The organism is Phreatobacter sp., assembly GCF_016793595.1.
Taxonomy (GTDB): Bacteria; Pseudomonadota; Alphaproteobacteria; order Rhizobiales; family Phreatobacteraceae; genus Phreatobacter.
The window spans coordinates 67,575-81,255 of record NZ_JAEULY010000015.1; the positions used below are offsets into that span (position 1 = coordinate 67,575).

A 13,681-nucleotide genomic window follows, 5' to 3' on the forward strand; every position below is an offset into this window, starting at 1 on the left:
CCGTCAGCCGAGGAAGCGATCACATGACTTTCGGAATCCTGAGCTTCGGCGCCTACATTCCGCGCCTGCGCCTCCAGCGCAAAGCCATCGCCGACGCCCACGGCTGGTTCAACGCGGCCCTCAAAGGCCAGGGCAAGGGCGAGCGCGCGATCTGCAACTGGGACGAGGACGCGGTGACCATGGCCGTGGAAGCGGCCCGCGACTGCCTCGTGGGACAGGACGCCGCGAAGGTGGAGGCCGTCCAGATGGCCTCGACCACCTTCCCCTTCCTTGACCGGCTCAATTCCGGCGTGGTGGCGGAAGCCCTGAACCTCGGGCAGGACCTTGCCGCGAGCGATGCCGGGCAGACCCAGCGCGCGGCGACGTCGGCGCTCATCTCCGCCTTGCGCGGCGGCCCGGCAACGCTGCTGATGGCCGCCGAGAAGCGGCCGGTGAAGGCGGCGAGCCCACTCGAAATGACCGCCGGCGACGGCGCGGCGGCATTGCTGGTCGGCGAAGGCGAGCCCGTGGCGAAGCTGATCGGCTCGGCAACGCGCACTACCGACTTCGTCGACCATTACCGCACGCCCGAATCCGAGTTCGACTACCAGTGGGAGGAGCGCTGGATCAGGGATGCCGGCTACATGCCGCTCGTGCCGCCGGTGGTGAAGGCCTGCCTCGCCAAGGCGGGCATCGCTGCCGCCGACGTGACGCGCTTCTGCATGCCGGCTGTCCTCGCCAAAGTGTCCAACTCCGTGGCCAAGGCCGCTGGCATTCCAGATGCGGCCGTCGCCGACAATCTCCATGCCGTCTGCGGCGAGACCGGCGCGGCCCATCCGCTGGTCATGCTGGTGGCGGCGCTGGAGGAGGCGAAGCCCGGCGACCGTATCATGGTGGTCGGTTTCGGGCAGGGCGCGGACGCACTCTTGTTCGAGGTCACGCCGGCCATCGAGAAGCTCCCTGCCCGCCTCGGCGTGAAAGGCCATCTCGCCCGCCGGCGCGAGGAAGCCAACTATTCCAAGTTCCTCGCCTTCAACGACACGATCGAGCTCGAGCGCGGCATGCGCGCAGAGGCCGACAAGCAGACACCGCTCTCGGCGCTCTGGCGCAACCGCCACACGGCGACCGGCTTCATCGGCGGCAAGTGCTCCAAATGCGGCACGCTACAGTTCCCGAAGACGCGCATCTGCGTGAACCCGAACTGCACGGCCATCGACACGCAGGAGAACGAGCCCTTCTCGGCCAAGACCGGCAAGATCAATTCCTACACCGCCGACCGGCTGACCTACTCGCCCGATCCGCCGGCCTGCTACGGCATGATCCAGTTCGAGGAGGGCGGCCGCTGGATGATGGACTTCACCGATGTCGACGAGAAGCAACTCGCCGTCGGCAGCCCCATGCGCATGATGTTCCGCGTCAAGGATATCGACAGCCAGCGCGGCTTCCGCCGCTATTTCTGGAAAGCGGCGCCGGCCGCTGAATTCTCTGGGAGGGCCTGAACCATGGCCAAGGGCATTCGCGACAAGGTCGCTATTCTCGGCATGGGCTGCTCGAAGTTCGGCGAGCGCTGGGACATGAACGCCGAAGACCTGATGGTCGAGGCCTATACGGAAGCGCTGGGCGACGCCGGCATCGAGACCAAGCAGATCGAGGCGGCCTGGCTCGGCACCGCCATCGAGGAGCAGCATGTCGGCAAGTCCGCCGTGCCGCTCGCGGTGGCGCTGCGCCTCCCCTACATCCCGGTGACGCGCGTCGAGAACTATTGCGCCACCGGCACCGAGGCGTTCCGCGGCGCGGTCTATGCGGTGGCCTCGGGCGCTGCCGACATCGCGCTGGCGCTGGGCGTCGAGAAGCTCAAGGACACCGGCTATGGCGGCCTGCCGCAGCGTGGTCGTGGCACCGTGCCCAACATGACCTGGCCGAACGCCTCGGCGCCCGGCTATTTCGCCCAGCTCGCCGCCGCCTATCGCGCCAAATACGGCTCGGCGCCGGAAGACCTGAAGCGCGCCATGGCCCATGTCTCGGTGAAGAGCCACGACAATGGCGGGCGCAATGCCAAGGCGCACCTGCGCAACAAGATCACCATCGACACCGTTCTGAACTCGCCGATGATCGCCGAGCCGCTCGGGCTCTACGACTGCTGCGGCGTGTCGGACGGCGCGGCCTGCGCCATCGTCACGACGCCGGAGATCGCGCGCAGCCTCGGCAAGAAGGACCTGATCACGGTGAAGGCGTTGCAGGTCTCGGTATCGAACGGCACCGAGGCCCAGCACAATTCCTGGGACGGCAGCTATTTCGCCACGACCCGCATCGCCGCCACCCGCGCCTATCAGGAGGCGGGCGTCCAGAAGCCGCGCGACGAGATCAGCCTGATCGAGGTGCACGACTGCTTCTCGGTGACCGAGCTCGTCACCATGGAGGACCTGCACATCTCCGCCGAGGGACGGGCGATCCACGACATCCTCGACGGCTTCTACGATGCCGACGGCACCATTCCCTGTCAGATCGACGGCGGCCTCAAGTGCTTCGGCCATCCGATCGGCGCCTCGGGCCTCAGGATGATCTACGAGATGTACCTGCAGATGCAGGGTCGGGCCGGCGAGCGCCAGCGCAAGGACACCCCGCGCCTCGGACTGACGCACAATCTCGGCGGCTTCCCGCACCAGAACGTCTGCTCGATCTCGATCGTCGGGAGGTATGAGGGGTAGGCGGTCCAGGCGCCTGCTTCCTCGTCATGCCCGGCCTTGTGCCGGGCATCCACGCCTTGTTTCTTGAGGGCAGTGTTCAAGCCGTGGGTAGCCGGGCCAAGCCCGGCCATGACGCAGCGCATTGTTCGCTGCCTCAGGCGAAGCCGGATCCAATCTCAAATCTGCCGCCCAGCCGCCTCCCAATAGGGATCGCGCAGGCGGCGCTTGAAGATCTTGCCTGAATCCTCGCGCGGAAGATCGTGCCTCACCTCGATATAGCGGGGCACCTTGTAGTCGGCGATGCGTGCCGCGAGCTTCGCCTTGAGAGCGTCGGGCTGAATGGCGATCCCCGGCTGCGGCTCGATCACCGCCATGATGCTCTCGCCGAATTCCGCGTGCGGGATTCCGAACACCGCGCAGTCGCGCACCTCGTCGAGCGCCAGCAGCGCCGCCTCGATCTCGGCGGGATAGATGTTGACGCCGCCGGCAATGATCATGTCGCGCTTGCGGTCGCACAGGAACACGTAGCCGTCCGGGTCGATGTAGCCGACATCGCCGCAGGTGACGAAGCCGCCGAGATCGACCTCGCGGCGTTTCTCCGGCGCGTTGTGATAGGTGAAGTCGGGATAGCCCTCGATGCGGCAGTAGAGCTCGCCGATGCCGCCCTGCGGCAAGGTGCGGCCGGCTTCGTCGACGACATGGATCTCGGCGCCCGGCGACAGCCGCCCGACGCTGCCGGGCTTCCTCAAGGCATCTGCTGACGTCGCGAAGGTGACCGGGCCGGTCTCGGTGCCGCCGTAGAATTCGTGGATGACCGGCCCCCACCAGTCGATCATCGCGGCCTTGACGTCGGCCGGACATGGCGCCGCGGCATGGATGACGAAACGCAGCGAGGACATGTCGTAGCGGCGGCGGATTTCGGCCGGCAGTTTCAGGAGCCTCACGAACATGGTCGGCACCATGAAGATCGTGTCGACGCGGTGCTTCTCGATCAGCGCCAGCATCTCCTCGGCGTCGAAGCGCGGCATCAGCACCAGCACGCCGCCAAGGCGGCCAGCACGGATGCCGAACGAGTTCGGCGCCGAATGATAGAGCGGGCCGGGCAGCAGGGCGCGCACCCCGGGCTTCAGGCCATAGACCAGCGCGCGCAGCGCCTCGGTGGCCTTGGCCTCCACTGGCGACGGCGCGGCACGGCGCACGCCCTTCGGCCGGCCGGTGGTCCCGGACGTGTAGATCATGCTCATCGGGGCCGGCCGCGCCGGCTCGGCGTAGGGCTCCTGCGCCATGGTCCACGCGCCGAATTCGAGCGCGTCGGCAGGCGGTGCCGCCTGCTCAGGCGCGACAGGAAAATGCTCGCGCACCTCCGGCGGCGGCGCGACCGCGAAAACCGGGAGACCGGCCGGCAAGACCCCTGCGAGCGGATGCAGCAGATCGCTATGCCCGACCAGCACCTTGGCGGCGCAGTCGTCGAGGATGTAGCGGACCTCGTCGGGCTTCAGGTGCCAGTTGATCGGCACGGCATAGGCGCCGAGCGTCGCGGCCGCATAGGTTGCCTCCAGGAAAGCGATGTCGTTGCGCATGAGGATGGCGACGCAATCGCCTGGCCGCACGCCCAGCCGGTCGAAGCCGCCGGCGATGCGGCGGACATTCGCCTCGATTGCCTCGGGCGGCGTGGCGCGATCCCCCGATACGATGCCGTTGAGCGGTGACGTCACTTCAGCCTCACTCCCTCTGCCGCTGCGGCGCACGTACCGGCCTGCTTGCGGATCGTCGTTGTGTCCCGGCCGTGTTCAGTTCACGGCTTTGGCGCGGCCCGCCCAATGAGGCTGCCTGAGCGCGGTCTTGAGGATCTTGTTGGCCTGCGACAGGGGCATGGTGTCGCGAAACTCGATGGTCTGCGGGCACTTGAAGCCGGCGATCCTTTGCCGGCAATGGGCAATGATCTCATCCGCGCCGGCGCTTTGGCCCGCCTTGAAGGTGACGACGGCGTGCACCGCCTCGCCCCAGAGCGGATGAGGCACGCCGATGACCGCGCATTCCCGGATCGCGGGGTGGGTCAGCACGGCGTTCTCGACCTCGATCGAATAGACGTTCTCGCCGCCGGTCACGATCATGTCCTTGATCCGGTCCGACACATGGACGTAGCCGTCTTCGTCGAGATAGCCGGCATCGCCCGTGTGCATGTAGCCGCCGCGCAGGGCCTCGGCCGTCATGTCCGGCTGATTCCAGTAGCCCTTCATCACGGTCGCGCCCGCGACGATGATCTCGCCGATCTGGCCGACCGCCACGTCGTTGTCGTCCGCGTCGACCACGCGCAGGTCGCAGCCGACGATCGCCCGCCCGCCCGAGGCCAGGCGATGCACCTTGTCCGGGTCCAGCGAATGATCGGCCGGCTCCAGATAGGTGCAGGCGGGCGAAAGCTCGGTCATGCCATAGGCCTGCGCGAAACCCACCTGCGGCAGCCGGCGCATCAGCGCTTCGAGCGTCGCCACCGGCATGGGCGCGCCGCCATAGCCGATGAGACGGAGGCTGGAGAGATCATAGGTGTCGAGATCCGGTTCGTTGAGGATCATCGTCATCATGGTCGGCACCATGGAGACGAAACTGATCCGGTGGCGCTGGATCGCCTCCAGAACACCCTTCACCGTGAAGCGCGGAATGACGACATGGGTCGCGCCCAGCATGGTGTTGGTGAAGACGCGCGAGCCCGCTGCGGCGTGGTAGAGCGGGCCGGCATGGAGGCCGACCAGCTCGCCGCCGAGCTTGGTATGGACCATGCCGCCGAACGAGTTCGACATGCAGTTGATGTGGGTGAGCATGACGCCTTTCGAGCGCCCCGTCGTGCCGCCCGTGTAGAACAGCACCGCGACATCGTCGCCGCCACGGCGCGCATCCGGGACTGGCGGGCGCGCGGCGATCGCCGCTTCGTAATCGACCATGCCGGGAGGCGTGTCGCCCTCCCCGGCATAGACGACGTGCCGGAGGCCGGGCGCCTCGGCGCGCATGGCCTCCGCCATGCCGACGAACTCGTCGCCGACGATCAGAACCTTCGCGCCGCTGTCCTGCAGCAGAAAGGCCGTTTCCGGCTGCGCATAGCGCGTCGAGACCGGCACGGCGATGCCGCCGGCCCAGAAGGCGGCGAAGAAGAATTCGAGGTAGCGGTCGCTCGAATGCGAGAGCATGGCGACGCGGTCGCCGGGGCCGATGCCGAGATCGGCGAGCACACCCGCCAGCCGCGCCACGCGGTCGGCGAACTGGGCATAGGTCCAGCGCCTGTCGTCAAAGACCACGGCTGTCTTGGCGGGATGGATGCGCCGCGCGCGATGCAGCGCGAGGGTCAGCTGCATCATCGGATGCGCCCCCGGCCATTGCCGAGGTCGCGGCAGCCACCCCGCAGCAGGTCTGACAACATTGCGCATGCCCTCCCGCCCGTGGACGGCCGGGCGCTTCACTTATGAAGCGCTATTTCTCACCATGAAACGACACTTCGCAAGCCGCCAAATGGAGGAGCCGCCAAGCGGCCCGCCTCAAGGACGGGCCGCGCGGGAAGGGCATGCCAGAGGCGCCTGGCGGCCGTCAGCGCGAATCCCGCGCCGCCTGGGCATTCTTGGTCTGCTGAGAGATACTGCCGACCTTGGCGCGATTGATGCTGGTCCGGCGCTTCTGGTTCTCCACGGAGCGCATGCCCTCGCTGGCGGTGCGCCCGACGCCATCGGGCGGACCGCCGGTGGCTGTGCTGGCGCTTTTCAAGGCGAGGGCGCGCCGGAACGCATCCTTGGTCGCTTCGCGCGCCTCGAAGGAGCGTCGGCGCGCCAGTTCCTTGTTGAGACGCTTCAGCGCGCTCGCCAGAACCTGTTTCCGCTGCGCCGGTTTCTCGACCTCGCCGGGAAAGCTGCCGCCGCGCGCATCAGCCTTGCCACGGATGCTCCGCCGCATGCCGCGAACGAGGGTGCGCTCCTTGTCCAGCAGGTCGCGGATGCGCAGCCGCACATCGGTCAGCGCCTTGTCCTCGACATCGTGAATGGCGGGGTGGTGGGTCTGGGAGACGATTTCCATCTCCTCCCGCTTCATCAGCGCCTGCTCGGTCTTGATCGGCATCGTCATGGCGTCGAAACCTCCGTGCTGCACGCGAGCCACCGATGGCCCGCGCGACCAAGTTAACGCACAGAATACGCATCGTGTCCCGGTTGCGAGGACACGCCGCACCCGCACGCCCCCCCCGCGAGCAAAGGAGCGGCGCAACCGGCTCCTCAGATCACATAGGTGAAGGCATCGACCGCGTCGCGGGCGAGGATCTGATCCATCGAGCGCGCCGGCTCGGCGCAGCCCGCGGTGCCGACGGGTTTCGCGGGCACACCGGCAACCGTCGTGTTCGGGCTCACCGCGTGGAGAACCACGGAGCCGGCGGCGACGCGCGCGCAGCGGCCGATCTCGATATTGCCGAGGATCTTGGCGCCCGCGCCTATCAGTACGCCGCGCCGCACCTTCGGGTGGCGGTCGCCGGCCTCCTTGCCGGTGCCGCCCAGCGTCACGTTCTGCAGGATCGACACATCGTCGTCGATCACCGCCGTCTCGCCGACGACAAGGCCGGTCGCATGGTCGAGGAAGATGCCCTTGCCGATGCGCACGGCCGGGTTGATGTCGGTCTGGAAGACTTCCGAGGACCGGCTCTGGAGATAGAGCGCGAAGTCGCGACGGCCGCGCTGCAGCAGCCAATGCGCGAGCCGGTGGGTTTGCAGCGCGTGAAAGCCCTTGAAGAACAGGACCGGCTCGATCAGCCGGTCCGAGGCAGGGTCTCGGTCGACAACGGCCGCGGCGTCGGCGCGGATCGCCTCGCCAATGGCCGGCGCATCCGCGAGCGCCTCGGAAAAGGCATCGTGGAGCACGTCGGCCGGCACGTCGCCATTGGCGAGCCGCGCGGAGATGCGGCGGGCCACCGCGTCGTCGAACGACGATGCACGGCCGATGGTGCGCAGGACCAGCGTGGCGATCTCGGGATTGGCCGCGGCCATGCCGTTCGCCTCGGCGCGCAGGCGCTGCCAGGCGAGATCGGCCGTGTCGGTCGGCAGCGGGATGACCGTGCCGGAAGTCTGGGGCAATGCCGCGTTATGCTTGGCCATGATGGTCGTCTGCTCCGCATCATGAGTGGCGGAGAATGAAACTTCTGTTTGCCTGCATTTCAAGTCAATTCGATGTGGGAGAATGATCGCCTTCCCGCAAGGTGAAGAATGGGATTTTTCATTCGCCACCCGTGCCCGGAAACGAATTTCGATCTCGCGTGCGCCGGAGCCGACCTCGCGGCGCGGCAAATCAGTCGGGCGGCGCGGCCATCACCGCCCTGATCAGCTGCTCGACCCTGCGCACGTCCTGCACGCCCTCGATCGTTTCCGAACGCTCGACCTTGTCGCCGTCGGAGTCGCGCGCCTCGCCGAACTGCAGCTTGAGGCTGCCGGAACCGTCCGCGTTCTCGGTCCGCTCGATGGCCAGCAGATTGCGCGCCAGAATGGTGCGCACGGTCACCCCCTGCCTGGTCAGCATCACGCTGGCGACGCGCCGCGCCGTCACGACCCAGGCGCTCCGGCGGGTCCGGCGCGCCATCCAGAACGGCGCCCCCATCATGCCGATTCCGACGACGACGAAGGGCAGCCCGAACAGGACGAACAGCCCCGCCATCCACGACCCTGCGCCGCCCCGCGTGCCGCCGAATCCGAACAGCCCGCCCAGCGCAATGACCTCCCAGAACAGGGAGAATGCCGTCCAGGGAATGGCGAAAAGCCAGATCGGCAGGCTGCGCAGGAAAGCCGCGCGGCTCGACGACTGGCCGGTCCAGCGCGGCGGGTCGCCGGCGAATTCGCGCGCGATTGCATCGCGCAACCGGTCGGGCATGGGTGGGGCACGGTGCATGGCGCCCGTCTAGCCGATACAGCCGAATATTCCGTGAAAACCGCCCCGCCCAGTCGGTTAACACCGCCGGCCGTCTTGCGCGCGCACCGGCGGACCCCACATGCTGCGGGCGAGTTTCCATCCCGAGGAGGTGAGAACGGTGTCGAAGATTGTCTGGAGGTTCGCGCTCGCGGGCGTCGCCATCTGGTCGGTCGTCGCCTTCCTCACCTATTCGGTGGTCGACCTCGTCGGGTCGGGCGCATCGGCCTACGGCACCGTGCCCGGCTTCCCCGCCGAGCCCTTCACCTTTGCCTGGATCGCCGCGAAGGCTCACACGCTCGGGCTTTCGGCCGTCGCCGCCGGCTGGCTGGCTGGCGCCGCGATGATCCTCGGCGCGGCCTTCCTGTTCCAGCGCCTGTTCGGGCGGCGGCGCGCCGTTCCCACGCGCCGCGGCTATGGCTCGTCGATCCCCTCCGGCTCGTTCGGCGATGGGCCGCGCGCCGGCCGCTGATCATTCCGCGTCCGGCTGCGCCGAAGGCTGGGCGTCGGCGAAGGGCTTCAGCGCCATGCAAGCATCGGTGATCGCGACCAGCCGCGGGAAGTCCTCGACCGGCACCTTGAAGCGCCGCGCATTGAACATTTGCGGCACCAGGCAGAGGTCGGCGACCGTCACCGTGTCGCCCCAGCAATAGGGGCCCGGGCCGACCATCCGCTCCATGGCCGAGAAGCCCTCCCGGATGAAATGGGCGTACCAGCGGTCGGCGGCTTCCTGCGAGGCGCCGACAACCGACTTGAGGTAGCCGGTGACCAGCGGATTGTTCAGCGGATGGGTGTCGCAGGCGATGACCTGCGCCAGCGCCCTGACCTTCGCCCTGCCCAGAGCATCCCCGGGCAGGAGCGGCGGTTCCGGGACCGTCTCGTCGAGATAATCGATGATCGCCAGCGACTGGGTCAGGATCGTCTCGCCCGCCGGACCATCCACCGCGAGCGCCGGCACCCGACCCTGCGGGTTGATCGCGCGGTAGCTCGGCTTCTTATGCTCGCCGCCGTCGCGCAGCAGGTGGATCGGGATCGACTGATAGGCGATGCCCTTGATGTTCAGCGCGATCCGCACGCGGAACGCGGCCGACGAGCGGAAATAGGTGTAGAGTTTCATGATTGCCTCCCTCCCGCCGTTCTAGGCGAGGCGGGCGCGCATCACCATCCACATCACGTCGCGGGATCCGCATCCGCCAGAACTTCGCCCCGGGCGAGATTCCTGCTGCGATCGGTGAGCTTGGCGAGCAGGGCGTCGAGTTGTTCCGCCTCGGCGGCGGTCAGGCCACTGGCAAGTTCGGCGGCGAAGCGCTGGGCGACCGGCACGAGATCGTCGTAGATCGCGGTGCCCTGGACCGTCAGGGACAGGAAGGCCTCACGCAGGTCCTGCCGGTTGGCCCTGCGCTGGATCAGCCGGCGCTTCGTCAGGCTGGCCACGGCGCGCGAGACCTTGGTCTTGTGCATGTGGCTGTGGGCGCCGATCTCCTTGGCCGTCATCGCGCCGAACTGGCCAAGGGTCGCGATCACGCGCCATTCCGGAATGCCGAAGCCATAGCGATTGGTATAGATGTTCGACAAACCGGTGCTGACGACGGTGGCGAGCACGTTGAGTCGATAGGGAAGAAAGGATTCCAGCTCAAGCTTGGGGCCAGACATCGAATGTCCTTCGGGGGGGCGGCCATCCATGGGCATATCCTTGGGGAATCGCTTCCGCCGGGCGGACCCTAAGTGCAGCGGCGGTACAGCGCAACGCGACAAAATGCGGACAGCCGCAACGGCGGCGGGGCGGCCCAAAGGCTCTGGTCAAGTCCGGCATAACCGGCTTTGATACCGTCCCGCTTCGTGCCGGAGCGGCCCAAAGAACCAGAATTCCCCGGGCGGAAGATCATGAAGCTAGCATCGTTGAAGCACGGCCGTGACGGTCGGCTGGTTGTCGTCTCCAGGGACCTCACCCGCGCCACCGACGCCTTTCCGGTCGTTTCGACATTGCAGGCCGCCCTCGACGACTGGGCCCGGTTCGGCCCGCGCCTCGCCGATCTCGCCGAGCAGCTCGAACATGGTTCGGTGCCCTCGTTCCGGTTCCACGAGCATGATTGCATGAGCCCGCTGCCCCGCGCCTACCAGTGGGCGGATGGCTCCGCCTATGTGAACCACGTCGCCCTCGTCAGGCAGGCGCGCGGCGTGGAAATGCCGCCGTCGTTCTGGACCGATCCGCTGATGTATCAGGGCGGCTCGGACGCCTTCCTCGGCCCCCGCGACCCCATCGTCCTGCCGGACGAAGCCCACGGCATCGATTTCGAGGGCGAAGTCGCGGTGATCACCGGCGACGTGCCCATGGGCGCGACGCCGGAGGAGGCCCGCGACCTGATCCGCCTCGTCATGATCGCCAATGACGTGTCGCTCCGGAACCTGATCCCCGCCGAACTCGGCAAGGGCTTCGGCTTCTTCCAGTCGAAGCCGCCGACCGCCTTCTCCCCCGTCGCCGTGACGCCGGATGAACTCGGCCCCGCCTGGGTCGAGGGCAAGCTCAACCGGCCGATGCTGGCCTTCCTGAATGGCGAGGCCTTCGGGCGGCCCGAGGCTGGCGTCGACATGACATTCGACTTCGGCACGCTGATTTCCCATGCCGCCAGGACGCGGCCGCTCTCGGCCGGCACGGTCGTCGGCTCGGGCACCGTGTCGAACCGCGACGCCGACGGCGGGCCCGGCAAGCCGATCGCGGAGGGCGGGCTCGGCTATGTCTGCATCGCCGAGATGCGCACCGTCGAGACGATCCGCCAGGGCGCGCCGCATACGCCGTTCATGCGCTTCGGTGACACGGTCCGCATCGAGGTCAAGGACGCCAAGGGTCATTCGATCTTCGGCGCCATCGACCAGATCGTGCGGAAACACCATCCGTGACGTCCCCCGTCGCGGGCCCGGAGGCGGCGCGTGCAGCGGCGCTGTCCTTCGATCTGCGCGCCCTGCCCGCGGGCTTCATCGACGACCCGTTTCCACTCTATCACGCGCTCAGGGCGCACGATCCTGTCAGGTTCATGCCGGACGGGTCGGTGTTCCTCACCCGCCACGCCGACCTTGAGGCGGTCTACAAGGATACCGGCACCTTCTCGTCGGACAAGAAGAGCGAATTCGGCGCGAAATACGGGCAGAGCCCGCTTTTCGAGCATCACACGACCAGCCTCGTCTTCAACGATCCGCCGCTGCACACGCGCGTCCGCAAGATCCTCGCGGGCGCGCTCAACCCGCGCGCCGTCTCGAGCCTGGAGGCCGATGTCGAAGCGCTGGTTGGCCGGCTGCTGGACGATCTGTCCGGACGCGGCGAGGCCGACCTGATCGAGGATTTCGCCGCCGCCATTCCGATCGAGGTGATCGGCAACCTTCTCGCCGTGCCCCACGACGAGCGGGGCCCCCTGCGCGACTGGTCGCTCGCCATTCTCGGCGCGCTGGAGCCGGTGCTGACCGACGAGCAGATGCAGCGCGGCAATCGCGCGGTCGCCGACTTCCTCGCCTATCTGGAGACCCTGGTCGCCCGCCGCCGCGCCGCGCCGGGCGACCCCGAGCGGGACGTGCTGACCCGGCTCATCCGGGGCGAGGCCGACGGCGACCGGCTGACTGAGAGCGAATTGCTGCAGAACTGCATCTTCATCCTCAATGCCGGCCACGAGACGACCACCAACCTGATTGGCAATGCGCTCTGGCTGCTCGATCGCTGGCCGCAGGAGCGCGCGCGGCTCATCGCCGATCCCGGCCTGGCCCGCCTCGCGGTCGAGGAGGCGCTCAGGGTCGAGAGTTCCAACCAGCTCGGCAACCGCATCACCACAGATTCCGCCCGCATCGGCGGCATCGAGTTGGCGCCCGGCACGCGGGTAACGCTCTGCATCGGCGCGGCCAATCGCGACCCCGCCGTCTTCGCGGATCCGGACCGGTTCGATGTCGGCCGCCAGCCCAATCGCCACCTCGGCTATGCATCCGGACCGCATCAGTGCGTCGGAATGGCGGTTGCGCGGCTGGAGGGCCGCGTGGCACTCAGCCGGTTCCTCGCGCGGTTCCCGCGCTACCGGATCGCCGGCACGCCGATCAGGACCGGTCGCGTGCGGTTTCGCGGTTTCCAGTCCCTGCCCGCCATTCTGGAGTGACGAGAATGTCCAAGGCCTTCGCCTCCACCGCCGATACCGGCCCGAAGAAAGTCTCGTTCGACCAACTCGGCGAGGGCCTCTACGCCTATACGGCGGAGGGCGATCCGAATTCCGGCATCATCGTCGGCGACGATGGCTGCATGGTGATCGACGCGCAGGCGACGCCGGCCATGGCCGGCGACGTGATCGCGCGCGTCAGGACCGTCACCGACAAGCCGATCAAATACGTGCTCCTGTCGCACTATCACGCCGTGCGCGTGCTCGGCGCCTCGGCCTATGAGGGCGCCACCATCCTCGCCTCGGATGCCACGCGCGGGCTGATCGTCGAGCGCGGCGAGCAGGACAAGGCCAGCGAGATCGGCCGCTTTCCGCGCCTGTTCCCCGGCGCCGAGTCGATTCCGGATGGACTCACCTGGCCGCATGTGACGTTCGAGAAGGAGCTGTCGGTCTGGCTCGGCAAGCGCGAGGTGAAGCTGATGCATCTCGGCCGCGGTCACACGGCTGGCGACACCGTCGCCTGGGTACCGGATGCGAAGGTCGCCTTCACCGGCGACCTCGTCGAATATCACTCGGCCTGTTATTGCGGCGATGCGCATTTCAAGGACTGGCCGGCGACGCTCGACAATATCGCGGCGCTCGATCCGAAGGCCGTGGTGCCGGGCCGGGGCGACGCCCTGACCACCCCCCAGATGGTCAAGGATGGCATCGTCCTGACCCGCGACTTCCTCTCGACCCTCTACGGCTCCGTCGAGGCGAGCGTCGCCAAGGGGCGCAGTCTCAAGGAGGCGTTCGACGCATGCCGCACCGCGATGGACCCGAAATTCGCATCCTTCGCCATCTACGAGCACTGCCTGCCGTTCAACGTCTCGCGCGCCTATGATGAGGCGAGTGGCATCGACTGGCCGGTGATCTGGACCGACGTGCGCGACCGCGAGATGTGGGCGAAGCTGCAGGGCTAAG

13 protein-coding genes are annotated in these 13,681 nt (G+C 67.7%); 6 read left to right on the plus strand and 7 right to left on the minus strand.

Annotated elements, in window-relative coordinates; genetic code table 11:
* The first annotated feature begins 23 nt into the window (after positions 1-23).
* Both JNK84_RS15295 and JNK84_RS15300 read left to right on the plus strand, forming a co-directional pair.
* Positions 24-1,478, plus strand: coding sequence for a hydroxymethylglutaryl-CoA synthase family protein (locus JNK84_RS15295; protein ID WP_293425337.1), 1,455 nt, complete (start codon positions 24-26; stop codon positions 1,476-1,478).
* A 3-nt stretch (positions 1,479-1,481) separates the two neighbouring features.
* On the plus strand, positions 1,482-2,687 hold the full coding sequence (locus JNK84_RS15300) for an acetyl-CoA acetyltransferase (RefSeq protein WP_293425339.1): 1,206 nt from the start codon (positions 1,482-1,484) through the stop codon (positions 2,685-2,687).
* 155 nt (positions 2,688-2,842) lie between these two features.
* Here JNK84_RS15300 and JNK84_RS15305 read toward each other — a convergent pair whose 3' ends face one another.
* The 5 genes from JNK84_RS15305 to JNK84_RS15325 form a co-directional block, all read right to left on the minus strand.
* Positions 2,843-4,381 (minus strand): acyl-CoA synthetase, encoded by a 1,539-nt coding sequence (locus JNK84_RS15305; protein ID WP_441343254.1) that lies wholly within the window; start codon positions 4,379-4,381, stop codon positions 2,843-2,845.
* Between the two features lie 75 nt (positions 4,382-4,456).
* Positions 4,457-6,016, minus strand: coding sequence for a long-chain-fatty-acid--CoA ligase (locus tag JNK84_RS15310; RefSeq protein ID WP_293425340.1), 1,560 nt, complete (start codon positions 6,014-6,016; stop codon positions 4,457-4,459).
* Positions 6,017-6,242: 226 nt separating this feature from the next.
* The gene (locus tag JNK84_RS15315) at positions 6,243-6,770 is read right to left on the minus strand and encodes a hypothetical protein (protein WP_293425342.1); all 528 of its coding nucleotides are present in this window, start codon (positions 6,768-6,770) and stop codon (positions 6,243-6,245) included.
* A 146-nt stretch (positions 6,771-6,916) separates the two neighbouring features.
* Complete coding sequence (cysE, locus tag JNK84_RS15320; RefSeq protein WP_293425344.1) at positions 6,917-7,786, minus strand: serine O-acetyltransferase; 870 nt, start codon at positions 7,784-7,786, stop codon at positions 6,917-6,919.
* 190 nt (positions 7,787-7,976) lie between these two features.
* Positions 7,977-8,570, minus strand: coding sequence for a hypothetical protein (locus tag JNK84_RS15325; RefSeq protein ID WP_293425346.1), 594 nt, complete (start codon positions 8,568-8,570; stop codon positions 7,977-7,979).
* 139 nt (positions 8,571-8,709) lie between these two features.
* Between JNK84_RS15325 and JNK84_RS15330 the strand changes: the two genes are divergently transcribed.
* On the plus strand, positions 8,710-9,060 hold the full coding sequence (locus JNK84_RS15330; RefSeq protein WP_293425348.1) for a hypothetical protein: 351 nt from the start codon (positions 8,710-8,712) through the stop codon (positions 9,058-9,060).
* Here JNK84_RS15330 and maiA read toward each other — a convergent pair whose 3' ends face one another.
* The gene (maiA, locus tag JNK84_RS15335; RefSeq protein WP_293425350.1) at positions 9,061-9,705 is read right to left on the minus strand and encodes a maleylacetoacetate isomerase; all 645 of its coding nucleotides are present in this window, start codon (positions 9,703-9,705) and stop codon (positions 9,061-9,063) included.
* A 53-nt stretch (positions 9,706-9,758) separates the two neighbouring features.
* Entirely contained in the window at positions 9,759-10,241 is a 483-nt protein-coding gene (locus JNK84_RS15340) for a MarR family winged helix-turn-helix transcriptional regulator (RefSeq protein ID WP_293425352.1), read from the minus strand.
* A 231-nt stretch (positions 10,242-10,472) separates the two neighbouring features.
* Between JNK84_RS15340 and JNK84_RS15345 the strand changes: the two genes are divergently transcribed.
* From JNK84_RS15345 to JNK84_RS15355, 3 genes are read left to right on the plus strand one after another with little or no spacing between them, the layout of a single operon-like run.
* A complete protein-coding gene (locus JNK84_RS15345; protein WP_293425354.1) occupies positions 10,473-11,486 on the plus strand; it encodes a fumarylacetoacetate hydrolase family protein in 1,014 nt (337 codons plus the stop codon).
* Positions 11,483-12,721: a cytochrome P450 gene (locus JNK84_RS15350; protein WP_293425355.1), complete on the plus strand. Its 1,239-nt coding sequence runs from the start codon at positions 11,483-11,485 to the stop codon at positions 12,719-12,721. Before JNK84_RS15345 ends, JNK84_RS15350 begins: the two co-directional genes overlap by 4 nt.
* 5 nt (positions 12,722-12,726) lie before the next feature.
* The gene (locus JNK84_RS15355; protein WP_293425357.1) at positions 12,727-13,680 is read left to right on the plus strand and encodes an MBL fold metallo-hydrolase; all 954 of its coding nucleotides are present in this window, start codon (positions 12,727-12,729) and stop codon (positions 13,678-13,680) included.
* The last annotated feature ends 1 nt before the right edge of the window (position 13,681 follow it).

What these genes read in the sequence shown, in the direction of transcription:
- JNK84_RS15295 (WP_293425337.1), top strand. Translation starts at nt 24, where the DNA reads ATGACTTTCGGAATCCTGAGCTTCGGCGCCTACATTCCGCGCCTGCGC.
- JNK84_RS15300 (WP_293425339.1), top strand. Translation starts at nt 1,482, where the DNA reads ATGGCCAAGGGCATTCGCGACAAGGTCGCTATTCTCGGCATGGGCTGC.
- JNK84_RS15310 (WP_293425340.1), bottom strand. Translation starts at nt 6,016, where the DNA reads ATGATGCAGCTGACCCTCGCGCTGCATCGCGCGCGGCGCATCCATCCC.
- JNK84_RS15315 (WP_293425342.1), bottom strand. Translation starts at nt 6,770, where the DNA reads ATGACGATGCCGATCAAGACCGAGCAGGCGCTGATGAAGCGGGAGGAG.
- cysE (WP_293425344.1), bottom strand. Translation starts at nt 7,786, where the DNA reads ATGGCCAAGCATAACGCGGCATTGCCCCAGACTTCCGGCACGGTCATC.
- JNK84_RS15325 (WP_293425346.1), bottom strand. Translation starts at nt 8,570, where the DNA reads ATGCACCGTGCCCCACCCATGCCCGACCGGTTGCGCGATGCAATCGCG.
- maiA (WP_293425350.1), bottom strand. Translation starts at nt 9,705, where the DNA reads ATGAAACTCTACACCTATTTCCGCTCGTCGGCCGCGTTCCGCGTGCGG.
- JNK84_RS15340 (WP_293425352.1), bottom strand. Translation starts at nt 10,241, where the DNA reads ATGTCTGGCCCCAAGCTTGAGCTGGAATCCTTTCTTCCCTATCGACTC.
- JNK84_RS15345 (WP_293425354.1), top strand. Translation starts at nt 10,473, where the DNA reads ATGAAGCTAGCATCGTTGAAGCACGGCCGTGACGGTCGGCTGGTTGTC.
- JNK84_RS15355 (WP_293425357.1), top strand. Translation starts at nt 12,727, where the DNA reads ATGTCCAAGGCCTTCGCCTCCACCGCCGATACCGGCCCGAAGAAAGTC.